Genomic DNA, 21,445 nt, shown 5'->3' on the forward strand with positions numbered 1-21,445 from the left:
AACGAACAGAGCCTCCCCGGCGAATCGTGTTACAGGGCCGGAAGGCGGTTCTCCATGCGCCAGCGCATGAGGCCGGCGAGCTCCCTGGCCAGGGCCATCGGGTCCAGCGGCAGGCTCACCACGGCGTCGGCGCGCGACCAGGTCGCCAGCCAGCCGTCGTCGCGCCGCCCGATGATCGCCAGCACCGGCGGGCAGTCGTACACCTCGTCCTTGGCCTGCCGGCACACGCCGAGACCGCCCGCGGGCTGCGCCTCGCCGTCCACGACGAGGACGTCGATGCCGCCCTCGTCGAGCCGTGCCACCACGGCGGGCTGGGTCGCGCACTCGACGAACTCCACCTGCGGGAGGTCGGCGGCGGGCCGGCGCCCGATCGCCATCCGGATCTGTGCGCGGGTGTTCGCGTCGTCGCTGTACACGAGAACCTTCATCGGGCTCTCCGGGGCGGTGCTCATGACACCGAAGGCTACCGGTTCGGCCCCGCGCGCACGAGATCCAGGCCCTGATTCGGGGCCCCGAAGGCCAGGTGCGAGCGGAGATCGGCAAGGCCGGACGCGCGCGCGGTGACACGCTCGGGAACCCAAGGAGGGGGGTCATGCGTCAGTCACCGGATAGGGGCGCAATAATGCTGCCCGTGACAGCATCCGCGATAGAGACAACACCTCACGCACGGGCGAACCGTCCCAATCTGGTCAGCGTGGGGACGATCGTTTGGCTGTCGTCCGAGCTGATGTTCTTCGCGGCGCTGTTCGCGATGTTCTTCACGATCCGCTCTGTGACGATCGGCCAGTCCGGGCACGACGCCTGGCCGGGCGCACCGCTCAACCTGCCGCTGTCGACGGCCAACACGACCGTGCTGGTGCTGTCGTCGGTGACCTGCCAGTGGGGCGTGTTCAAGGCCGAGGCCGGCAAGGTCGGCCGCGACGGCGGCCTGCTGAACTTCCGCCGCTGGGGCCTGCGCGAATGGTACGTCCTGTCCTTCCTGATGGGGCTGTACTTCGTCGCCGGCCAGGCCTACGAGTACTACAGCCTGGTCACCAAGGACGGCCTCACGCTCTCCTCGTCGGCCTACGGCTCGGTCTTCTACCTGGCCACCGGTTTCCACGGGCTGCACGTCTGCGGCGGCCTGGTCGCGTTCCTGTTCGTCCTCGGGCGGACGTTCGCCGCGAAGCGATGGACGCACGAGCAGGCGACGAGCGCGATCGTCGTGTCCTATTACTGGCACTTCGTCGACGTGGTGTGGATCGGCCTGTTCTCGGTCGTCTACCTGCTCGACCACTGACCAGCCGACCAACCCAGACATGACCCGAACGGGGATTTCCGTGAGAAGGATCACCGCATGGCGACGGCGCCCCTGGGCGGGCTACGCCGTCGTGCTGGCGGCCCTGGCGGCGATCGGCGTCATCTACGCCGGCTTCTCGCCGCAGACTGGACGCGCCGAGGCGGAGAGCACGGCCCAGGCGGCGCAGGACCTGAAGAACGGCCAGCAGCTGTTCGACAAGAACTGCGCCAGCTGCCACGGGCTGAACGCCGAGGGCACCAAGGACGCCAAGGGCAAAGCGATCGCACCGAGCCTGCTCGGGGTGGGGGCGGCGAGCGTCGACTTCCAGGTCAGCACGGGCCGGATGCCCGCGATGAGCCCTGGTGCGCAGTTCCCGCGCAAGGAGCCGGTCCCCGCCTTCAACACCGAGATCAAGACCGACTACGAGGACCCGGCCAAGCGCAGGGCGGCCGAGCAGCAGAAGGCGCAGGCCGAGAAGAACCTCGCCGACCTGCGGGCCTACATCGCCTCGCTGGGCGGCGGCCCGGCCGTCCCGTCCGCGTCGGAGACCGACCCGAGCAAGGGCGACGTGGCGCTCGGCGGCAAGCTGTTCCGCACCAACTGCGCGCAGTGCCACAACTTCACCGGCCAGGGCGGCGCGCTGACCGGCGGCAAGTACGCCCCGCCGCTGTCCAACAGCGACGTCACGCCCACCCAGATGTACGAGGCCATGCTGACCGGCCCGCAGGCGATGCCGGTGTTCAACGACACCACGCTCACCCCGCAGGACAAGCAGGCGATCATCTCCTACCTGGTGCAGACCCGCGAGCAGCCCAACCCCGGCGGTAACGGCCTCGGCCGCATCGGCCCGGTGTCGGAGGGCCTGGTCGGCTGGCTGGTCGGCCTCGGTCTGCTGGTGATGGCGGCCATGTGGATCACCGCGAAGAAGCCGAAGAAGCTGAAGAAGTCATGAGCGACGACACCAAGGACACCGCGGGCTCGCAGGAGCCGCGCGAGGGCGGCGGCCCGCGCGGGCGCGTGATCGGCACGCCGTCACCGGCGAGGGACAGGACCCTGCTCGCCCAGGACGACATCTCGGCGCCCGCGGGCGTCGGGGAGGAGCTGGACGAGGCGTCGGCCAGGCGCGCCGAGCGCGTCGTCGCGACGTTCTTCGTGCTGGCGTTCCTCGCCAGCGTGGGGTTCATCGCCTACTACATCGGCTGGAGCGGCCGCGACGGCGGCATGCACGGCGTGACCCGGGCCCGGGAGTCCAACTTCTGGCTCGGCGGCCTGATGGCGCTGTCCTTCCTGGCGCTGGCCGCGGGCGTCACCATCTGGGTGCGCCGGCTCATGACCAGCAAGCCGATCGTCCAGGAGCGGCACAACCTGCAGGCCGACGAGGAGACCCGGGAGGCCTTCACCAAGGACTTCCTCGAGGGCGCCTCCGACAGCGGCCTGACCAAGCGGCCGCTGCTGCGCCGCACGCTGCTGCTGGCCGCCGCGCCGCTCGGCCTCGCGCCGCTGGTGCTGCTGCGCGACCTCGGCCCGCTGCCGGAGAAGAAGCTGCGGCACACCTACTGGGGCGAGGCGGTCAAGAAGGCGCAGGCGCAGGGCAAGAAGGGCGTCCGCCTCGTGGTGGACGGCACCAACAAGCCGCTGCGGGTCAGCGACTTCTCCTCGCCCGGCGGGATGATCACCGTCCTGCCCGAGGGCATCGAGGAGGAGGTGCCCGAGGACCAGGTGCTGACGCAGAACGCGAAGGCCGTGACGATCCTCATCAACGTCCCCGAGAACCAGTTCAAGCCCGCCAAGGGACGCGAGAACTGGCACGTCAACGGGATCGTGGCGTACTCGAAGGTCTGCACGCACGTCGGCTGCCCGGCCGCGCTGTACGAGCAGACCACCCACCACATCCTGTGCCCGTGCCACCAGTCGACGTTCGACGCGACCGACGCGGCCAAGGTCGTGTTCGGCCCGGCGGCCCGTCCGCTGCCGCAGCTGCCGCTGGCGGTCGAGGACGGCTACATCGTCGCGACGAGCGACTACCACGAGCCGATCGGCCCGAGCTTCTGGGAGCGCGGATGAGCGAGGCGACAGCCACACCCGGGGCGACGGCTCCGAAGGCGGTCGAGGGGCCGCTGAACTTCATCGACGACCGGCTCGGCTCCACCACCTTCTTCAAGCGGAACATGAAGAAGGTCTTTCCGGACCACTGGTCGTTCATGCTGGGCGAGATCGCCCTGTACTCGTTCGTCATCCTGCTGCTGACCGGGACGTTCCTGACGCTCTGGTTCAAGCCCAGCATGAACGAGGTCATCTACAACGGCTCGTACACGCACCTCAGGGGCGTGCAGATGTCGGAGGCGTACGCCTCCACCCTGAAGATCAGCTTCGACGTGCGCGGCGGTCTGCTCATGCGGCAGATCCACCACTGGGCGGCGCTGCTGTTCATGGCGTCGATCCTGGCGCACATGCTGCGGGTGTTCTTCACCGGCGCCTACCGCAAGCCGCGCGAGCTGAACTACCTCATCGGCATCAACATGTTCATCCTCGGCATGCTGGAGGGCCTGTTCGGGTACTCGCTGCCGGACGACCTGCTGTCCGGCACGGGCCTGCGCATCACCCAGGGCGTGCTCGAGGCGATCCCGCTGGTGGGCACCTACGGCTACATGTTCCTGTTCGGCGGGGAGTTCCCCGGCCAGGACATCGTGCCGCGGCTGTACATGCTGCACATCCTGCTGATCCCCGGGCTGCTGCTGGGGCTGGTCACCGCGCACATGATGATCATGTGGGTGCAGAAGCACACCGCGATGCCGGTGAAGAACCAGACCGAGCGCCAGGTGTACGGCTACCCGTTCTACCCGGTCTTCATGGCCAAGACGGGCGCCTACTTCCTGTTCACCTTCGGCGTCATCGCGCTGCTCGGCGCGTTCGCGCAGATCAACCCGATCTGGTTGTTCGGGCCCTACGATCCCGGCGCCATCTCGGCGGGCTCCCAGCCGGACTGGTACATGGGCGTCCTCGAGGGGGCGCTGCGCATCATGCCGAACTGGGAGGTCAGCGCCTGGGGCCACACGGTCAGCTTCAACGTGCTGATACCGGCGCTGGTGCCGCTCGGCATCGTGTTCGGCGGCGCGATGGCCTGGCCGTTCATCGAGCAGTGGGTGACCGGCGACAAGCGGCACCACCACGTCAACACGCGGCCGCGCAACGCACCGGTCCGCACCGCCACCGGCGTGGCCGCGGTCGCCTTCTACGGCCTGCTGTGGCTGGCCGGCGGCAACGACGTGCTGGCCGACAAGTTCGACATCTCGCTGTACTCCACGACCTGGTTCTTCCGGGTGACGTTCTTCGTCGGGCCGATCCTGGCGTTCGTCATCACCAAGCGGATCTGCCTGGGCCTGCAGCGCAAGGACGCCGACATCGTCGGGCACGGCGTCGAGAGCGGCGTCATCCTGATGTCGCCGGACGGCCGGTTCTCGGAGCGGCACGAGCCGGCGCGCGAGGAGCAGAAGGCCGTCCTGCTGTCCAAGGAGAACAGCCGTCCGGAGCCGCCGGCGCGCGACGCCAACGGCATCCCGGCCGCCAAGGGCCCGCTCGGGCACCTGCGGTCGCGGCTGAACCGCGCGTGGACCTTCGACGACATCCCCGTCGAGGAGCACGAGCACGCGGAGCACGGCGAGCACGCGGAGATCGAGGGCGGCAAGCAGTCGCACGAGATCACCCACTGATCGCGAGCCCGTTCCGAGGGGCCCGGCACCGCACGGCGGTGCCGGGCTCCTTCACGTTCCGGTGGCGGGCCCCTCTGGGCGGTGTTCCGGCTGCTCGCGGCCGTGGGGGCCTCCGTATCCTTGCTGGGCGATGACCAAGACCCTGGTGGTGACCAACGACTTCCCGCCCCGTCCCGGCGGCATCCAGGCGTTCGTGCACGGCCTCGCGGTCCGGCGCCCGCCCGGTTCGGTGGTGGTGTACGCACCGGCGTGGAAGGGGGCCGCGGCGTTCGACGCGCAGCAGCCGTTCCCGGTCGTCCGGCACCCCGGCTCGCTGATGCTGCCCGAGCCGGGCGTGCTGCGCCGCGCGTCGGCCCTGCTGCGGGTCGAGCGCTGCGACTCGGTGGTGTTCGGGGCGGCGGCCCCGCTCGGGCTGCTCGCCCCGGCGCTGCGGCGGCGCGGGGCCCGGCGGATCGTCGGGATCACGCACGGGCACGAGGCGGGCTGGGCGGCGCTGCCGGTCGCGCGGTCGCTGCTCGGCCGCATCGGCGACGGCGTCGACGCGCTCACCTACCTGGGGGAGTACACCCGGTCCCGGATGGCGCGGGCGCTGTCCCCGGACGCGGCGGCGCGGATGGCGCGGCTCGCCCCCGGCGTGGACGAGACGCTGTTCCGCGCGGGCGCGGGCGGCGCGGAGATCAGGGAGCGGCACGGGCTGGCGGACCGTCCGGTGGCGGTGTGCGTGTCGCGGCTGGTGCCGCGCAAGGGGCAGGACGCGCTGATCCGGGCGTGGCCGCGCGTCCTGGCGGAGGTCCCGGACGCGGCGCTGCTGCTCGTCGGCGGCGGCCCCTCCCGGGGGGAGCTGGAGCGGCTCGCGGCGTCCGAGGGGGTGACCGGTTCGGTGGTGTTCACGGGGAGCGTCCCGTGGGCGGAGCTGCCCGCGCACTACGACGCGGGGGACGTGTTCGCGATGCCCTGCCGGACGCGCCGCCGCGGACTGGACGTCGAGGGCCTCGGAATCGTCTACCTGGAGGCGTCGGCGACCGGCCTGCCGGTCGTCGCGGGTGACTCCGGCGGTGCGCCGGACGCCGTCCTGGACGGTGAGACCGGCGTCGTGGTGCCGGGCCGGTCGGTGCGGTGCGTCGCGGACGCGGTCGCCGGGCTGCTCGCCGACCCGGAGCGGGCCCGCGCGATGGGCCGGGCGGGCCGGGCGTGGGTGGAGCAGGAGTGGCGCTGGGACGTCCAGGCCGCGCGCCTGGACGCCCTGCTGGGCCCCTGAACCTCGCCCTGCTGGGCCCCTGAACCGCGCCGCCGCCCGATGTGGCGCGGCGGCCACGGGGGCGTGGCCCGCGGGCGCGGCGGAAAGCAGTCGGCGGGCGCGTATCGCGGCCCGCCTCCCGGGTGACAGGATGCCGGATATGGAGAACGCGGACATCGAGGACGCGTGGGCCCGGGTTCCCGGGGAGACCGCGCGGTGGCTGCACGACCTGGACCCCGACCACTGCTACTCGGGTTTCGAGCCGCCCCGCAATCCGGACTCCGCGTGGCTCCTGCACGCGATGTACTCCTGGGAGGAGGGCCTGGTCACCACGACGCACGACGACGTCCACCAGTCGATGCTCGGCGCGGGGCTGGTCGAGCCGCCGCCCGACCCGGCGGCGGACCCGTCCGGCGACGTGGGCGACCTGCTGGAGGGCGCGATCGTCACCGGCACCGAGCTCGGCCGCAGCGGCGACCCCGGCGCGGGCTGGCGGCGGCTGCGCTGGCGGGAGCTGGCACGCGGCTTCGGCGAGCCCGCCGTCCCGGAGGGGGAGCTGCCCGGCAACCGCTGCCTGCGCCAGGGACATCCGGCGGGGAGCTGGTCGGCGGCCATCCGCCCGCCCGCGGAGGGCTGCCTGGACCGGGAGAGCTGGTACCGGCTGGTCGGGGTGCTGCTGCGGCACAGCCCGGGCGGCGCCGCGACCCGCTGCCTGGCGTACTACTGCCCGCTGGTCACCGCCGACTGGGACGACGAGACCGTGCTGGCGGGACGGCTCGGCGACGCGGCCCGGCTGTACGACCATCCGGCGATGGCGAGCTGCCCGTCCAACCTGTGGGCCGAGGACCGCTCCTGGGTCGTGTACTGCGACTGGGACCTGTGGGGTACGAAGGTCGTCGGCCCGGCCGCGCTCGTCCAGGCGCTCCTGGACGATCCGGAGCTGGAGGGCGTCCGCCTGCCCTGGACCCGCTAGGCGCCCGGCCGGGGCCGGATAGGACGCCGGCCCCGGGACGGGACCCCGCCCCCGCGCCGTAGGCGGGGCGTCCGTGCCGCGGGACCGGCGGGCAGAGGGGGCCGTGCCGGGCTCCCGGAGACCAGTTCCACGCGCCCGCCCCTGCCGAGGTGGGGCGGGAGCGGTCCGGCGCCTGCCGGTCCTGCGCCCGGTGGGGGAGGACCTGGAGACGGGCGCGCCGCGAAGGGCCGGCCTGCGGCGGCCGGACCGGTGCCGCGTGGACGGGAGGCCCGGGGCACGGCCCCGGGCCGGCGGCCGTCCGCCGGGCGGGCGGGTCCGTGCGTGCCCGGAGGGGTCGTTCCGGGTGAAAGCTCTCCGTCATCGCGGGACACCTCCTGCCGCTGCGCGTCCACGGTCGCCGACGCCCCCGACGCTAGGCCCCGGCCGCGCCCCCGGCACCCCCGTTAAAGCGGACTTAAGGGGCGGATTACTCATCGCTAATTTCTCGGCCAGGTCCGGCCTCAAAACGGGCGTTCGGCTTCATATGCATATGTGCCGGGCGTTGAGATGATCACCATTCCGGGGCGGGCGGGAGGAAGGGCGCGCATATGCGGTCGCGGGGTGTCGGCGTGCTGGCGGTTCTGGTGGCGGTGGCGCTGGGCGGGGGGCTCGTCGCGGCCTGGCAGCTGCGCGGCGGGCGCGGCCCGGGGAAGCCGGAGAAGGTCGCCGCCGGCTTCTTCGCGGCCTGGCGGAAGGGCTCCCTGGACGGGATGCGCGACCTGGTCGCGGACCCGCCCGGCGACTTCGCCGACCGGTACCGGGCGCTGTCGCGCACGCTGGCGGTCACCTCGGTCGACGTCGAGCCGCGTCCGGTGGTGCGCTCCGGGGCGAGTGGGCGCTCAACCAGGTGCGGCTGCCCGCGGTCACGCTCGTCGCACGCGACGGCAAGGCGCTGCCCGACACCGGGATCCTCGCGCCCTACCTGGCGGAACTCGTCGACGGGCTGACGCCGGAGGGCTATGACGAGGTCAGGTGGGTCATCGAGCTGCGCGACGACGGCGGCCCGCCGCAGCGGGTGAAGGTGCTGGACGGCAAGCCGGGCAAGAAGATCCGCACGACCCTGGACCGGCACCTCCAGGCGGACGCCGAGAATGCCCTCGCCGCCGCCCCCGGAGCCGCCTCGATCGTGGCGGTCCGGCCGTCCACCGGCGAGGTCCTGGCGGTCGCGGACGGCCTCGGCGGCCTCGGCGCGTTCACCGGCCCCTATCCGCCCGGCTCCACGTTCAAGGTGGTCACGGTGGGCGCGCTGGTCGCGGACGGGTCCGGGCCCGGCACGCCCGCCGACTGCCCGGCGTCCGTCGTCACCGCGCAGCGGACGATCCGCAACGACGAGGGCCACGAGCTGGGCCGCACCACGCTGAGCGGCGCGTTCGCCGCGTCCTGCAACACCACCTTCGCCCGCCTCGGCGTCGAGGGCGCGGGCGCGGGCAGGCTCGCGGCCAGCGCACGCAGGTTCGGGTTCGGGACGAGGTTCTCGCCCGGGGTGCCGATGGCGGAGGGAAGCTTCCCGGACCCGGGCAGCGGCGCGGAGCTGGCGGAGGCGGCGATCGGGCAGGGCCGCGTCCAGGCGACGCCGCTGCTGATGGCGAGCGTCGCGGCGGCGGTCGCGGACGGGTCGTGGCGGGCGCCGCGGCTGCTCGCGCCCAAGCTGGTCCGCGAGGGCGGCGGCGCCGTGCCGGACCCGCGCCCGATCCCCGGGGCGGCCGCGCTGCGCTCGATGATGCGGGCGGTGGTGACCGGCGGCACCGCGGCGGGCGCCGGGCTGCCGGACGGCACCGCCGGCAAGACGGGGACGGCCGAGTACCAGAACGACGGGTCGTCGCACGCCTGGTTCATCGGGTACCGCGGTGACCTGGCGTTCTCGGCGTTCGTCCAGGCCGGCGGCTCGGGCCCGCGGGTGGCCGCGCCGCTGGCCGCGAAGTTCCTCCGCTGACAGTCGCCCGAGAAACCACCGGAACGGTCGAACGCGCGGCGGTCCTCATGCGTACTCCAACGATGAGCGGAAACGGCCGGAACCGCGGCTCGAACGGATTTTTGTCACCAACTCTCATCTGAGCGGCCAATGGGGCGTATGCTCCGTGGTTGATCGACGGGATTCGCGAGAATCCCGTCGAGACGCGGGGTGGGAGCGAGCGGGCTCCGCACACACCGCGTCACCGATGTCTCAACGGAACCTTCGCCGGGCCTCGGCGCCAGGACGGCACCGAGCCGACCCGGCGTTCGCCTGCGCTCCGCCTCCTCCACAGGAGAGGGCATGGCGCGACGTGACGACGGGCATGCGTCCCGGACCAACACGCATGCTGCACCGTGGGCGCGGGCACCCGAGCATCCCCCGCCCGGAACCGGGCCCCGGCGCGGCCGCTGGTCGCAGGAGCCGCGGTGGCCCGAGGGGTCCTGGTGGTCGGAGCAGCCCGGCTGGGACGAGCGGGGCCGGCGGCGCCGGCGCGAACCGACGCGCCGCGACGTGCGGCGGCGCGAGAAGGGCCGATCGGGCCGGCGGCGGACGGAGCGTCCGGCGCCGCGGGCGGCGTCCCGGCTGGAACCGCCCCCCGGCCCCCGGCGCCGCGATCCCGGCCGGACGTCCGGCCGGCGTCCCCCGACCCACCCCCGGCCGGGCCCGCGGGCGCGGCCGCGCGGGGCGCGTATGCCCACCGACCGGGTGGGCGTCGGCGCGATCATCCTGTCGGCCGTCGTCGGCCTGTCGCTGCTGGGCATCGCCGAGCGGACGCTGCTGGACGGCCGCCCGATCGGCACCACCGAGTCGGCCGCCGCGGGCAAGGGGGCGCGCCACCCCAAGGGGCACGCCACCGCCTCGCCCGGCGCGGCGCGGCACCCTCGGCAGCGGCCCGGGGCCTCGGACGCGCCGGCGGCCCCGGCGCGTCCGGACACGCGGGCGCTGACCGCGCAGGTCCGCAAGGCGACCCTCGCCGAGCGGGGCGCCGCCGCCCGGCAGGCCTACGGCGCCGCGCCGACGCGGCCGCCGGTCGTCGCGGCGTCCCGCACCAGCGACGACGGGACGTGGGTGTTCGGCACCACCGCGATCCCGGTGCCCGCGAGCAGCGACGCCGACCCTGAGATCGCCTTCTTCGCGGCCCGCTGGACGGGCCGCTCCTGGCGGGTCGGGCTGTCGGGCGGCACCGCGTTCGGCACCCTGCTCGGCGCGATGCCGGCGACCGTGATGTCGGCGGCGGAGGCGCGCGTGCTGCGCCGCTACGGCGCGCTGTCCGCGGAGCAGGCCGCCACCGCGGTCAACGGCACCCGCGGCGGCACGGCGCTGATGCTGCCGTGGAAGACCGGCACGTCCTGGACGATGCTGACCGCCGCCCCCGGCTCGGCGCAGCGGCCGCTGTCGGCGCTGGCGTTCGCGGGCGGCGACGGGCGCGTCCTGGCCTCCGGCGCGGGCCGGCTCTACCGGTTCTGCGGTGACGGGTCCGGGTCCGCGCTGCTGATGGTGGTGCACGCCGGCGGCGTCGCCACGACCTACGACCGGGTGAGCGCGGCGACCCGGCTGCGCGAGGGCAGCGTGGTCGGGCGCGGCGACCCGCTCGGCCGGACCGGCACCGCCGGCGCCTGCGGCGGCGCGCCCGCCGCCCGCGCCGAGGTCCGCTTCGACCTGCGCCGCGGCGCCGGGTCCGTGCCGCTGGACGGCGCCGTCATCGGCGGCTGGACGTTCAGCGAGCGCGCGAAGCCGCTGCTCGGCTACGCCGAGCGCGGCGCCCTGCAAGTGCTCCCCGGGGGCCTGCTCGCCAACCTCGGCGCGGTCCCCGCGGCGGACACCCCGCCGTCATCGCCCTCATCGCCGCCTCCCGGCGACGAGCCGGGCGGCGCAGGACCGGCCGGCGACCCGTCGCCGGCCGCTACCCAGAACAGGAGTCCGAGCGGTGCGAACACGCAACAGTGACGATCCCGTCGTGCCCGCGTGGGCGCTGCGGGCCGTGGTCGCGGGCGCGGTGCTGGTGCTGGCCGGGGCCGCGACCCCGCCGGGCGCCGTCGCGGCGGCGCAGGCGCAGTACTTCCTCTCCTTCTACGCGGGCGTCTTCACGCTGCTCGCGCTGACCGGCGCGGTGATGACCGGGCTGCTCGCCACCGAGCGGCTGATCCTGAAGATCCGGCACCGGGTGCTGGCGCAGGGCGCGCACCGCGCCTGCGCGGTCGTCGCGTCGGTGATGGTCGTCGCGCACGTCGCGGTGAAGGTGCTGGGCGGCCTCGCGACCCCCGCGCAGATCGTGGTGCCGACGCCGGACGCGGTCGGCCTCGGCACGGTGGCGTTCGAGCTGATGGTGCTGATCGTGATCACCGGGATCCTGCGGATCCGGTTCGTCTCGCGCGCCCGCCCGTGGGTGTGGCGGTCGATGCACGCCGTCGCCTACATCTCCTGGCCGATCGCGATCCTGCACGGCCTCACCGCCGGGCGGCTCGCGGCGAACTGGGTGGTGCTCAGCTACGTGATAAGCGTCGTCGGGGTGCTGATCGCGCTGACGACCCGGCTGATCGTGGTGATCAAGCCGCGCGAGGTCGAGCGGGCCGGCGACGGCTTCGGCGCCGGCGAGCGGGCGGCGGCCGCCGCGGTGGCGCGCCGCGCGCGCGGCCGCTTCCCCGAGCGCGAGCGGCGTCCGGTGGGCGGACGCGGCGGCGAGGATCCGCGCGACTACGACGACCTGCGGTTCTATGACGACCTGCGCGATTACGACGATCCGCGCGCCTACGACGACCCGCGCGACGTGAACGGGCTGCGCGATGCGGACGGGTTGCGGAGAGCAGACGGGCTGCGCGGTGCCGACGGGCTGCGCGGTGCGGACGGAGCACGGGGTGCGGACGACCTGCGGGTCGGCGGGATGCGGGCCGGGCGCGACTCCCGGGCCACCACGACCGATCCGCGCGGCGTCCCGCTGCCGGGCGAGGGCGGCGGCTGGGACACCGAGGTCATCCGATGAACCCGGTGGCCACGGTCTCCAACATCGGCGGTCCCCGGCTCACCCTCGGCTTCGACCGCTTCGACCGGCTCGACCTCGACCGGCACCTCGCCGTGCACGGCCGGCTGCGCGTCCCCAACCTGGACGACCTGATCCGCATGGCCGAGCAGGTCGACCTGCGGGGCCGCGGCGGCGCCGGGTTCCCGTTCGCCCGCAAGCTGGCGGCCGTCGCGTCCCGGGTGAACCACCCGAGCGCGGACCAGACGCTGCTGCTGCCGGGCGAGAAGGGCAGCGACCGCGGCTCCAGCGAGGACGTCGTCGTGGTCGTCAACGGGGCCGAGGGCGAGCCGGGCAGCGCCAAGGACAAGGTGCTGCTCGGCCGCGCCCCGCACCTGGTCCTGGACGGCGCGCAGATCGTCGCCACCGCCCTTGGCACCCAGCGGATCGTCCTCGCCGTGGAGAGCGACGAGGCGGCCCGGTCGGTGCGCGCCGCGATCGGGGAACGGCGGATGCCCGCCCGCGTCGTCCGGCTGACCGAGCGGTTCATCTCCGGGGAGAGCGGCGCGGTGGTCCGCGCCATCAACGGCGAGACGCCGATCCCGCCGGGCGTCAAGGTGCGCGCCGCCGAGTCCGGGGTCGACGGGTACCCGACGCTGCTGTCCAACACCGAGACGTTCGCGCAGCTGGCGGTGCTGGTCTCGCTCGGCCCCGACCTGTACGCCTCGGCCGGGACCGACGAGGAGCCGGGCACCACGCTGCTCACCGTCGGCGGCACCACGGTCGTCGAGGCGCCGCTCGGCACGCCGCTGCGGGACGTCCTGAAGCACTGCGACGTGCCGCCGGGCCCCGGCGTGCTTGTCGGCGGGTACCACGGGATGTGGCTCGGCCCCGCCGCGGCGTCGCGGGCCGTGCTGTCGCGGGCCGGGATGCGCGCCGCCGGCGGGACGATCGGCGCCGGGATCGTCCTGCCGCTCGGCCAGGGGACCTGCCCGCTCGGCGAGGTCACCCGGATCGCCTCCTACCTCGCCGCGCAGTCGGCCGGGCAGTGCGGCCCGTGCCGGCTCGGGCTGCCCGACGTCGTCCGCGCCCTCAACGCGCTCAGCGAGGGCGGCGGGACGGTGGAGGACGTGCGCCGCGCCGCCGCGATCGGGCGCGGCCGCGGCGCCTGCACGCATCCGGACGGGACCGCGAGGTTCGTGCTGTCGGCGGTCGAGGCGTTCACCGCCGACATCGACGCGCACCGCTACGGCGGCACCTGCGGGCTGTCGACGTTCGGGGTGCTGCCGCTGCCCGTCCCGACCGGGCGGGAGGGCCGGGTGGCGATCGACTGGAGCCGCTGCGACGGCCACGGGCTGTGCGCCTACCTCGTCCCGGAGCTGATCCAGCTGGACCGGTACGGCTTTCCGGTGGTGCTCGGCAGCGACATTCCGTCCTGGATGGAACGGGACGTGCAGAAAGCGGTCGCGATGTGCCCGGCATTGGCGCTGCGGGTCGTCGGTGGAGTCCCGGGGAACCCCGTGCGGCGCCCCTGACGGCGGCCCGTCCGGCCATTACGGACGGGCCGGGAAGTGAAAAAGTCCGAACAGCGGTGAACCCCCCGCCGGGCGTGGTGCGTATTCCCCGGCGAAACCGTGCCGGCCGTGTTATCCGGTGCGCTCCCGGAAGGAGGAAGGGATTTCGGTGAGGAATTCGTACGGTGCCGCGGAACTGCACCGGCTCCCGCGGTTCGGGCTCCGGCGGGGCCGGGGACTGCTGCTGCTGGCCGTCGCGGCCGTCGTCGCCGCCGCCCTCGCGATCCTCCTCAACCCGCGGGTCGCCCCGGCGAACGGCGTCGACAAGGGTGCCACCGTCCCGTCGCAATGGGGACCGCTGAGCGCCCAGGACCGGCTCCTGCTGGTCAAAGTCCGGCAGGCGGGGCTCTGGGAGATGCCGGCCAGCCAGATGGCCGTCCGGCGCGGCGCCAGCCCCCGGGTGCGCGAGATCGGCAAGATCATCAACCAGGAGCACATGCAGCTGGACGCCGACACCCGGGCGACCGCCCAGCAGCTCGGCGTGTCCCTGCCGGCCATTCCGAACGGCACCCAGCGGAGCTATCTCCGGGAGCTGGCCGGGCTCGACGGGAAATCGTTCGACACCGACTACGTGTTCCGGATGCGCTCCGCGCACGGCCAGGTGCTCCCGTTCGCCGCCAAGGCCCGCGTGCAAAGCGAGAACTCGCTCGTCCGGGCCTATGCGGAACGGGGCATGAGATTCGTCCTGCACCACATGCAGCTGCTGGAGAGCACCGGCCTGGTCACCAAATCCGCGCTGCACTGACGGGTATCCCAACCCCCGCTCAAAGGGAGCACTCAATGGGAAGAAAGAGAAAAGCCTTCGTCCTGATGGTCCCGGCCGTCCTGATGGCCGCGTCGGCGTGCAACGACGTGCCCGGGGGCGCCGCGGCGCCGCTGCCGGGCGGCACGACCATCGCCGCCGACCCCGCCGGGCACGTCGAGCACTACCAGGGCGGCGGCCGGACAAGCGCTCCCGGCGGCCAGAACGGCGGCCAGAACGGCGGCCAGAACGGCGGTCAGGACGGCGGGCAGAACGGCGGTCAGGACGGCGGGCAGAACGGCGGCGGCCAGATGCCCGGCATGCCCGGGATGGAGGGCGGCGGCCAGACGGGCGACCCCTCGCAGACGGCCGTCCCCGATCCGCCGGACTCCGGCTCCCCGGACCCCGGCCAGACCGATCCGAACCAGCCGGGCGACGGCGGCCAGAACGGGGACGGGCAGCAGAACGGCGACGGCGGGCAGAACGGCGACGGCCAGAACCAGGGCGGCGGCCAGAACGGCGGCGGCCAGAACCAGGGCGGCGGCCAGAGCCAGGTGAAGCAGGGCCCGCGCGCCGACCAGTTCGTCGACATCCGCAAGGCGCCGCCCGTCCGCCAGCCGCGGCGCAGCCGGACCGCCTCCACCGGCGTGTTCACCTCGAGCTGCGGCACGAACGCGGGGCAGAAGCACAGCAACCCCGACAACGTGATCGTGGCCCCCGGCGTGCAGAACGGCGCCCACCACATCCACGACTACGTCGGCAACGAGGACACCAGCGCGTTCTCGACCGACCAGACGCTCGCCGCCGCCGGGACGACGTGCACCAACGGCGACCAGTCGACCTACTACTGGCCCGTCGTGCGGCTGCGCTCCGGCCAGGACGGCTCCGACCGCGCGGGGCAGAGCCAGGCGGACGGCAACACCGGCAGCATCGTCACCCCGGCGAAGGTGCGCCTGCAGTTCCTCGGCAACCCGCGCAGCAAGGTGACGGCGATCCCGCGCTTCACGCGGATCGTTACCGGTGACGCCAAGGCCGCGACGAACGGTCCGGCGAACGCGCACTCCCAGTGGACGTGCAGCGGGTTCGAGAACCGGGCGTTCACCGACAAGTACCCGCTGTGCCCCAGCGGCAGCAAGGTCGAGCGCGTGCTGAACTTCCCGAGCTGCTGGGACGGCCAGAACACCGACAGCGCCAACCACCGCGACCACATGGTCTTCCCGGACCAGCGGACGGGGCAGTGCCCGCAGGGCCGCAAGGCCGTGCCGCAGCTGCGGATGACGCTGTCCTACAACGTGCCCGCCAAGGCGCTGGCGTTCGCGCTGGACACCTTCCCCGAGCAGGGGCACGACCCGGTGACCGACCACGGCGACTTCATCAACGTCATGAACGACCAGCTGATGCGGAAGGCCGTCGCCGCGATCAACGGGAGCCGCCGCTGATCCCCGGCCCGAGGGCCCGTGCGCGCCCGCGCGTAGGATCGCCGGTATGGAGATCGTGATCGCGGGCGGGCACGGGCAGATCGCGCTGCGGCTGTCCCGGCTGCTGGCCGGGCGCGGCGACACCGTGGTGAGCCTCATCCGCAACCCCGACCACGCGGCGGACGTGCGGGCGACGGGCGCGACGCCGGTGGTGCGCGACCTGGAGGCGGCCTCCGCCGGCCAGATCGCGGGCGACCTGGCCGGCGCGGACGCCGTGGTGTTCGCCGCCGGCGCGGGGCCGGGCAGCGGCGCCGCCCGCAAGGACACCGTCGACCGGGCCGCGTCGGTACTGCTGGCGGACGCGGCGGAGCACGCCGGGGTGCGCGGGTTCGTGCAGATCTCGGCGATGGGCGCGGGCGACCCGCCCGCGGCGGGCCGCGACGAGGTGTGGGCCGCCTACATCCGCGCCAAGAGCGAGGCCGAGGACGACCTGCGGGCGCGCGGCGGCCTGGACTGGCTGGTCCTGCGCCCGGGCCGCCTCACCGACGACCCGGGCACCGGGCGCGTGACGCTCGCCGAACCGCCGATCGGGCACGGCGCGGTGACCCGCGACGACGTCGCCGCGGTGATCGTCGCGCTGCTGGACGCCCTGCCGGGCGCCCGGCACCGCACGCTCGACCTGCTGAACGGCGACGTGCCGATCGCCGACGCCGTCGCCGCGCTGCGCTGAGCAGCACTGCACTGGAGCAACGCGGCACTGCACTGAGCAACGCGGCACCGAGCAAGGCGGCACCGAGCAGCGCGGCGCGGCGCGGCGTGCGGATCAGGCGGTGTAGAGGGACTCGATCTCGTCGGCGAAGTCCTTCATCACCACGTTGCGCTTGACCTTCAGGCTCGGGGTCATGTGCCCGGCCTCCTCGGTGAAGTCCACGCCGAGGATGACGTACTTCTTGATCGCCTCGGCGTGGCTGACCGAGCTGTTGGCGGCGGCGACCGCGCCGTCGATCTCGGCGACGATGTCGGGGTCGCGGCGCAGCTCGTCCACGCTCATCGCGGCGGGCTTGCCGTGCCGCTCCTTCCACGGGCCGAGCGCCTCCTCGTCCAGCGTGACCAGCGCGCTGATGAACTTGCGGCCGTCGCCGACGACCAGGCACTGGCTGATCAGCGGGTGGGCGCGCAGCCGGTCCTCCAGCGGGGCGGGCGCGACGTTCTTGCCGGCCGCGGTGACGAGGATCTCCTTCTTCCGACCGGTGATCTTCAGGAAGCCGTCGGCGTCCAGGGCGCCGAGGTCGCCGGTGTGGAACCAGCCGTCCTCCAGCGCCTCCTTGGTGGCGGCCTCGTTGTTCCAGTAGCCCCGCAGGACGTTGACGCCGCGGACGAGGACCTCGCCGTCCTCGGCGATCCGCACGTCCACGCCGGGGATGGGCTTGCCGACCGTGCCGATCCTGATCGCGGTGGGCCGGTTCACTGTTGCGGGCGCGGTGGTCTCGGTGAGGCCGTAGCCCTCCAGGATCGTGATGCCGACGCCGCGGAAGAAGTGGCCGAGGCGCTCGCCGAGCGCGGCGCCGCCGGACACCGCGTACTCGACCCGGCCGCCGACGGCCGCGCGCAGCTTGCCGTACACCAGCACGTCGAACGCCTTGTGCTTCAGCTTGAGCCCGAGCCCCGGGCCGCCGGAGTCCAGCGCCCGGCTGTAGGCGATCGCGGTGTCCGCGGCCGTCCGGAAGATCTTGCCCTTGCCGTCGGCGTCGGCCTTCTGCTCGGCGCCGTTGTAGACCTTCTCGAACACCCGCGGGACGGCCAGCAGGAACGTGGGCCGGAACGAGGCGAGGTCGGGCAGCAGGCTGGGGATGTCGCTGTGCCCGAGCACGATGCCGCCCTCGATGGTGGCGACCTCGATCAGCCGGGCGAACACGTGCGCCAGCGGCAGGAACAGCAGCGTGGAGCTGCCGTCCACGGCGATCTCGGAGATGGCGCCCTGCACGGCGTTGCGGGCGGTCCGGACGAGGTTGCCGTGGGTGATCTCACAGCCCTTGGGGCGGCCGGTGGTGCCGGAGGTGTAGACGAGGGTCGCCACGTCGGCGGCGGTGCGCGAGCGGCGGCGCTCGGAGATCGCCGCGTCGGTGACGTCCTTCCCGAGCCCGGTGACCTCGGCGACGCCGCCGGCGTCGATGCCCCAGACGTGCGCGAGGCCCGGGAGCCGGTCGCGGACCTGCGCGACCAGCGCCAGGTGCGCGTCGGTCTCGGCGAACAGCGCCTTGGCGCCGGAGTCGCCGGTGATCCACTCGATCTGCTCGGCGGAGGACGTCTCGTAGATCGGGACCGCGACCGCGCCGGCCGTCCAGATCGCGTAGTCCAGCAGCGTCCACTCGTAGCGGGTGCGCGACAGCAGGGCGACCCGGTCGCCGGGCTCGACGCCCGCGGCCACCAGGCCCTTGGCGACCGCCGCCGCCTCCGCCGCGAACTCCGCCGCGGTGACGGCGCTCCACGCGCTCCCGCTGCGGCGGCGCAGCACGATGCGGCCGGGTTCCTCGGCGGCCCGGGTGAAGGGCGCGTCGGTCAGATTGGCGGAGTCGGGGACCTCCACCATCGCGGGGACGCTGAACTCGCGCACGGCCCACTCCTGTAGTCGATCTTCGGGGACGGCGGGGGAACCTGCCGGTCCCTCCGAAGCTGAATGATACCCACGAGTAGGAATATCGCCGGGAAGTGAGCATCGCCTCCCGCGCCGGCCTCCGGATCGACGGTTAACGGCACGGCAAAGACCGCTCGTCGCAGCCGGGCGGCCGCCGGTCCTTCCCCTACCCTTGACCTGGTCGTATACGGAATCCGGTCGGGGGAGGGCCATGGCGCTGCTCGAAGTGATCGCGCTGACGGCCGCGGACGCGCGCGCCGCGCAGGACGGCGGCGCCGACCGGATCGAGGTCGTCGCCGACATGGGCGCCGACGGGCTCACCCCGGATCCGGACGTGGTGAAGGCGGTGCGGGCCGCCACCGCGCTGCCGATGCGGGTGATGCTGCGGGCCAACGCCGGGTTCCGCACCACCGGCGCGGAGCTGGACCGGCTCGTGCGCGCCGCCGCCGACCTCGCCGCCGCCGGGGCCGACGGGTTCGTGCTCGGCTTCCTCGACTCCTCCGGCCATGTCGACGCGGGCGCGACGGGCAAGCTCGCGTCCGGCTGCGCGCCGCTGCCGTGGACGTTCCACCGCGCGGTCGACCACGCCGCCGACCCCGTCCAGGCGTGGGAGGCGGTCCGGGCGCTGGACGGCGGCCTGGACACCGTGCTCACGGCCGGTTCGGCGCGCGGCGTGGACGCCGGGGTCGACGTGCTGGTCCGGCGCGCCGCGGAGGACCCGCGCTCGGCCGCGATGATCATGGCGGGCGGCGGGCTGCGCCGCAAGCACGTCGCGGTGCTCGCCGCGGCCGGCGTCACCGCGTTCCACGTCGGCACCGCCGTCCGCCCGGACGGGTCGTGGGACGCCCCGGTCGACCCGGCGCTGGTGGGGGAGTGGCGTGCGCTGGTGTCCGCCGCCGCGGGCTGACGCCTGCCCGCCTGCTCGCGCGGACGCCGGCGCCCCGGAGGGCCGCCCGTTTTCGGGGGAGTAGTGCCCTATTAGAGTCGCGTCATGAGGATCCACGTGGTGAGCGACGTCCATGGCCGCGCGGACGCGCTGCGCAGCGCGGGCGACGGTGCGGACGCGCTCATCTGCCTGGGCGACCTGATCCTGTTCGTCGACTACTCCGACCACGGCCAGGGCATCTTCGCGGACCTGTTCGGCCAGGAGAACGCCGACCGCTTCATCGCGCTGCGGACGCAGAAGCGCTTCGACGAGGCCCGGGAGTTCTCCCGCGGCCTGTGGGCGTCCCTGGAGGGGGACGCGTGGCCGCACATCGAGCGCGCCGTCGACCGCCAGTACGCCGAGCTTTTCGCCGCGATGCCGACCCCCGCCTACCTCACCTACGGCAACGTCGACATCCCGCGTATGTGGGCGCCGCACCTGCGCGACGGGCACCGCGTCCTGGACGGGGAGACCGCCGAGATCGGCGGGCTGCGGTTCGGGTTCGTCGGCGGCGGGCTGCGCACCGAGTACCGCACCCCCTACGAGCTGGACGACGACGCGTACGCGGCCAAGGTCGAGGCGGTGGGGGAGGTGGACGTGCTGTGCTGCCACATCCCGCCCGCCGTCCCCGACCTGCTCTACGACACCGTCGCCCGGCGGTTCGAGCGGGGCAGCGAGGCGATCCTGGACGCGATCCACCGCACGCAGCCGAAATACGTGCTGTTCGGCCACGTCCACCAGCCGCTCGCCGCCCGCACCCGCATCGGCCGCACCGAATGCGTGAACGTGGGCCACTTCCGCGCGCGCGGGGTGCCGTACGTCCTGACGGTGTGACGGCTACCGTGCTGTAGGACAGCGGGCCCGGGCGCGGGTTCACGGCGAGCCGGAGGGAAACGCAGATGGCGGACCGCACGAGTTCTTCCATCACGATCAAGGCCGCGAAGGCCGACATCATGGCGGTGATCGCCGATCTGGAGGCCTATCCGGACTGGGCGAGCGGGATCCGCGAGTTCACCGTCCAGGAGACCGGCCCGGACGGCCGGGCGCTGCGCGGCCGGCTGACCTTCGACGGCGGCCCGTTCAGCGACACCGTCGGCCTCGCCTACACCTGGGAGGGCGACGACCGGGTGAGCTGGGAGCTGGTGGAGAAGGGCGCCGTCGTCACCGGGCTGCACGGCACCTACGCGCTCGCCGGCGCCGGCGACGCCACCGAGGTCACCTACGAGCTGGCGGTGGACGTGCGCGTCCCGATGATCGGCATGGTGAAGCGCAAGGGCGAGAAGCGCATCATCGACTCGGCGCTCAAGGGCCTCAAGCGCCGCGTCGAGAGCTGAGCACGCCCGGGAGGCGGTACCGTTTCACGCCGATGACGGATGGATGATGGAGTCATGACCGATCAGCCGGGTGACCTGATCAACGAGGCGGGCAAGCTCTTCGACGCGGTGCTGAAGCGGGTGGTCGGCGGCGGGTCCGCCGACGACCGCGACGACCGCGCCGAACGCGAGGAGCGCCCGCGCGGCGACCGGCCGCGCGAGGGCGGCGGCGGCGACGCGTGGGCGACCGCGACCGCCGCGCCGCCGCGCTACGCCACCGGCGCCCCCGAGTGCTGCCACTGCCCGGTCTGCCGGGCCATCGCGGTGTCCCGCGAGTCGGGGCCCGACATCGGCCGGCACGTCCGGGACGCCGGGCAGTCGCTGCTGGCCGCCGCGCTGGACGTGGTGCAGGGCTTCGACCGCACCCGCCCGGAGCCGAACCGGGACCGGCCCCCGCGGCCGCGCGATGCGTCGGCGGGCCCCCGGGCGGGTACGTCCGAGCGGTCGGGACGGTCGCCCCGCGAGGAGGCCCCGCGCCACGAGGCCGCCCCGAGCGGCGAGACCCCGCGCGGCGAGGCGCCGCGCGCGGAGGCGCCGGGCGGGGAGCCGGGCGACCCGTGGGCGGCCGCCACCGGCGGCGACTCCATCGACATCGGGTAGTGGTGCGGACGGGCTCCAGCCAGGGGCGCG

20 protein-coding genes are annotated in these 21,445 nt (G+C 74.0%); 18 read left to right on the forward strand and 2 right to left on the reverse strand.

The genetic code is table 11. From position 1 onward, the window contains the following. Positions 1–29 precede the first annotated feature (29 nt). The gene (locus tag QP089_RS36990; RefSeq protein ID WP_285918309.1) at positions 30–452 is read right to left on the reverse strand and encodes a hypothetical protein; all 423 of its coding nucleotides are present in this window, start codon (positions 450–452) and stop codon (positions 30–32) included. Between the two features lie 170 nt (positions 453–622). Between QP089_RS36990 and ctaE the strand changes: the two genes are divergently transcribed. The 14 genes from ctaE to QP089_RS37060 all read left to right on the forward strand — a co-directional run bounded on the left by ctaE (position 623) and on the right by QP089_RS37060 (position 16,612). Further along, a complete protein-coding gene (gene ctaE, locus QP089_RS36995; RefSeq protein ID WP_344282703.1) occupies positions 623–1,279 on the forward strand; it encodes an aa3-type cytochrome oxidase subunit III in 657 nt (218 codons plus the stop codon). Positions 1,280–1,319: 40 nt separating this feature from the next. Further along, on the forward strand, positions 1,320–2,231 hold the full coding sequence (gene qcrC, locus QP089_RS37000) for a cytochrome bc1 complex diheme cytochrome c subunit (protein WP_285918313.1): 912 nt from the start codon (positions 1,320–1,322) through the stop codon (positions 2,229–2,231). Beyond that, the gene (gene qcrA / locus QP089_RS37005) at positions 2,228–3,343 is read left to right on the forward strand and encodes a cytochrome bc1 complex Rieske iron-sulfur subunit (protein ID WP_285918315.1); all 1,116 of its coding nucleotides are present in this window, start codon (positions 2,228–2,230) and stop codon (positions 3,341–3,343) included. Before qcrC ends, qcrA begins: the two co-directional genes overlap by 4 nt. After that, on the forward strand, positions 3,340–4,989 hold the full coding sequence (qcrB, locus tag QP089_RS37010) for a cytochrome bc1 complex cytochrome b subunit (protein WP_285918317.1): 1,650 nt from the start codon (positions 3,340–3,342) through the stop codon (positions 4,987–4,989). Before qcrA ends, qcrB begins: the two co-directional genes overlap by 4 nt. 130 nt (positions 4,990–5,119) lie before the next feature. Beyond that, complete coding sequence (locus QP089_RS37015; RefSeq protein ID WP_285918318.1) at positions 5,120–6,247, forward strand: glycosyltransferase family 4 protein; 1,128 nt, start codon at positions 5,120–5,122, stop codon at positions 6,245–6,247. Between the two features lie 139 nt (positions 6,248–6,386). Further along, positions 6,387–7,199, forward strand: coding sequence for a hypothetical protein (locus QP089_RS37020; protein WP_285918320.1), 813 nt, complete (start codon positions 6,387–6,389; stop codon positions 7,197–7,199). A 608-nt stretch (positions 7,200–7,807) separates the two neighbouring features. Further along, entirely contained in the window at positions 7,808–8,185 is a 378-nt protein-coding gene (locus QP089_RS37025) for a hypothetical protein (RefSeq protein WP_285918321.1), read from the forward strand. Continuing rightward, entirely contained in the window at positions 8,086–9,171 is a 1,086-nt protein-coding gene (locus QP089_RS37030; RefSeq protein ID WP_285918322.1) for a penicillin-binding transpeptidase domain-containing protein, read from the forward strand. The genes QP089_RS37025 and QP089_RS37030 overlap by 100 nt, the downstream gene beginning before the upstream one ends. Positions 9,172–9,492: 321 nt before the next feature. After that, complete coding sequence (locus QP089_RS37035; protein WP_285918324.1) at positions 9,493–11,139, forward strand: hypothetical protein; 1,647 nt, start codon at positions 9,493–9,495, stop codon at positions 11,137–11,139. Then, entirely contained in the window at positions 11,120–12,172 is a 1,053-nt protein-coding gene (locus QP089_RS37040) for a hypothetical protein (protein ID WP_285918325.1), read from the forward strand. Before QP089_RS37035 ends, QP089_RS37040 begins: the two co-directional genes overlap by 20 nt. Continuing rightward, the gene (locus QP089_RS37045) at positions 12,169–13,683 is read left to right on the forward strand and encodes an NADH-quinone oxidoreductase subunit NuoF family protein (protein ID WP_285918327.1); all 1,515 of its coding nucleotides are present in this window, start codon (positions 12,169–12,171) and stop codon (positions 13,681–13,683) included. The genes QP089_RS37040 and QP089_RS37045 overlap by 4 nt, the downstream gene beginning before the upstream one ends. A 148-nt stretch (positions 13,684–13,831) precedes the next feature. Next, positions 13,832–14,467, forward strand: coding sequence for a DUF4142 domain-containing protein (locus QP089_RS37050; RefSeq protein WP_285918328.1), 636 nt, complete (start codon positions 13,832–13,834; stop codon positions 14,465–14,467). A gap of 35 nt (positions 14,468–14,502) precedes the next feature. After that, positions 14,503–15,903 carry a DUF1996 domain-containing protein gene (locus QP089_RS37055; RefSeq protein ID WP_285918329.1) on the forward strand — a complete coding sequence of 467 codons (1,401 nt, stop codon included), beginning with the start codon at positions 14,503–14,505 and terminating at the stop codon, positions 15,901–15,903. A gap of 46 nt (positions 15,904–15,949) precedes the next feature. Then, on the forward strand, positions 15,950–16,612 hold the full coding sequence (locus QP089_RS37060; RefSeq protein ID WP_285918330.1) for an NAD(P)H-binding protein: 663 nt from the start codon (positions 15,950–15,952) through the stop codon (positions 16,610–16,612). 93 nt (positions 16,613–16,705) lie between these two features. Here QP089_RS37060 and QP089_RS37065 read toward each other — a convergent pair whose 3' ends face one another. Further along, the gene (locus QP089_RS37065) at positions 16,706–18,496 is read right to left on the reverse strand and encodes an AMP-dependent synthetase/ligase (RefSeq protein ID WP_285918332.1); all 1,791 of its coding nucleotides are present in this window, start codon (positions 18,494–18,496) and stop codon (positions 16,706–16,708) included. Positions 18,497–18,728: 232 nt separating this feature from the next. Here QP089_RS37065 and QP089_RS37070 point away from each other — a divergent pair, with 232 nt between their 5' ends. The 4 genes from QP089_RS37070 to QP089_RS37085 all read left to right on the forward strand — a co-directional run bounded on the left by QP089_RS37070 (position 18,729) and on the right by QP089_RS37085 (position 21,415). Then, positions 18,729–19,424: a copper homeostasis protein CutC gene (locus tag QP089_RS37070; protein WP_285918334.1), complete on the forward strand. Its 696-nt coding sequence runs from the start codon at positions 18,729–18,731 to the stop codon at positions 19,422–19,424. A gap of 84 nt (positions 19,425–19,508) precedes the next feature. Continuing rightward, positions 19,509–20,276, forward strand: coding sequence for a metallophosphoesterase family protein (locus tag QP089_RS37075; RefSeq protein ID WP_285918336.1), 768 nt, complete (start codon positions 19,509–19,511; stop codon positions 20,274–20,276). Positions 20,277–20,341: 65 nt separating this feature from the next. Beyond that, the gene (locus tag QP089_RS37080; protein WP_285918338.1) at positions 20,342–20,776 is read left to right on the forward strand and encodes an SRPBCC family protein; all 435 of its coding nucleotides are present in this window, start codon (positions 20,342–20,344) and stop codon (positions 20,774–20,776) included. Between the two features lie 54 nt (positions 20,777–20,830). Continuing rightward, positions 20,831–21,415, forward strand: a complete 585-nt coding sequence (locus tag QP089_RS37085) for a hypothetical protein (protein ID WP_285918339.1) — start codon at positions 20,831–20,833, stop codon at positions 21,413–21,415. Positions 21,416–21,445 lie beyond the last annotated feature (30 nt).

The organism is Actinomadura opuntiae, assembly GCF_030283205.1.
In the GTDB taxonomy this organism is placed as follows: domain Bacteria; phylum Actinomycetota; class Actinomycetes; order Streptosporangiales; family Streptosporangiaceae; genus Spirillospora.

What these genes read in the sequence shown, in the direction of transcription:
- QP089_RS37045 (WP_285918327.1), top strand. Translation starts at nt 12,169, where the DNA reads ATGAACCCGGTGGCCACGGTCTCCAACATCGGCGGTCCCCGGCTCACC.
- QP089_RS37080 (WP_285918338.1), top strand. Translation starts at nt 20,342, where the DNA reads ATGGCGGACCGCACGAGTTCTTCCATCACGATCAAGGCCGCGAAGGCC.
- QP089_RS37020 (WP_285918320.1), top strand. Translation starts at nt 6,387, where the DNA reads ATGGAGAACGCGGACATCGAGGACGCGTGGGCCCGGGTTCCCGGGGAG.
- QP089_RS37070 (WP_285918334.1), top strand. Translation starts at nt 18,729, where the DNA reads ATGGCGCTGCTCGAAGTGATCGCGCTGACGGCCGCGGACGCGCGCGCC.
- QP089_RS37015 (WP_285918318.1), top strand. Translation starts at nt 5,120, where the DNA reads ATGACCAAGACCCTGGTGGTGACCAACGACTTCCCGCCCCGTCCCGGC.
- QP089_RS37075 (WP_285918336.1), top strand. Translation starts at nt 19,509, where the DNA reads ATGAGGATCCACGTGGTGAGCGACGTCCATGGCCGCGCGGACGCGCTG.
- qcrB (WP_285918317.1), top strand. Translation starts at nt 3,340, where the DNA reads ATGAGCGAGGCGACAGCCACACCCGGGGCGACGGCTCCGAAGGCGGTC.
- QP089_RS37060 (WP_285918330.1), top strand. Translation starts at nt 15,950, where the DNA reads ATGGAGATCGTGATCGCGGGCGGGCACGGGCAGATCGCGCTGCGGCTG.
- qcrA (WP_285918315.1), top strand. Translation starts at nt 2,228, where the DNA reads ATGAGCGACGACACCAAGGACACCGCGGGCTCGCAGGAGCCGCGCGAG.
- QP089_RS37055 (WP_285918329.1), top strand. Translation starts at nt 14,503, where the DNA reads ATGGGAAGAAAGAGAAAAGCCTTCGTCCTGATGGTCCCGGCCGTCCTG.
- QP089_RS37035 (WP_285918324.1), top strand. Translation starts at nt 9,493, where the DNA reads ATGGCGCGACGTGACGACGGGCATGCGTCCCGGACCAACACGCATGCT.
- QP089_RS37085 (WP_285918339.1), top strand. Translation starts at nt 20,831, where the DNA reads ATGACCGATCAGCCGGGTGACCTGATCAACGAGGCGGGCAAGCTCTTC.
- ctaE (WP_344282703.1), top strand. Translation starts at nt 623, where the DNA reads ATGCTGCCCGTGACAGCATCCGCGATAGAGACAACACCTCACGCACGG.
- QP089_RS36990 (WP_285918309.1), bottom strand. Translation starts at nt 452, where the DNA reads ATGAGCACCGCCCCGGAGAGCCCGATGAAGGTTCTCGTGTACAGCGAC.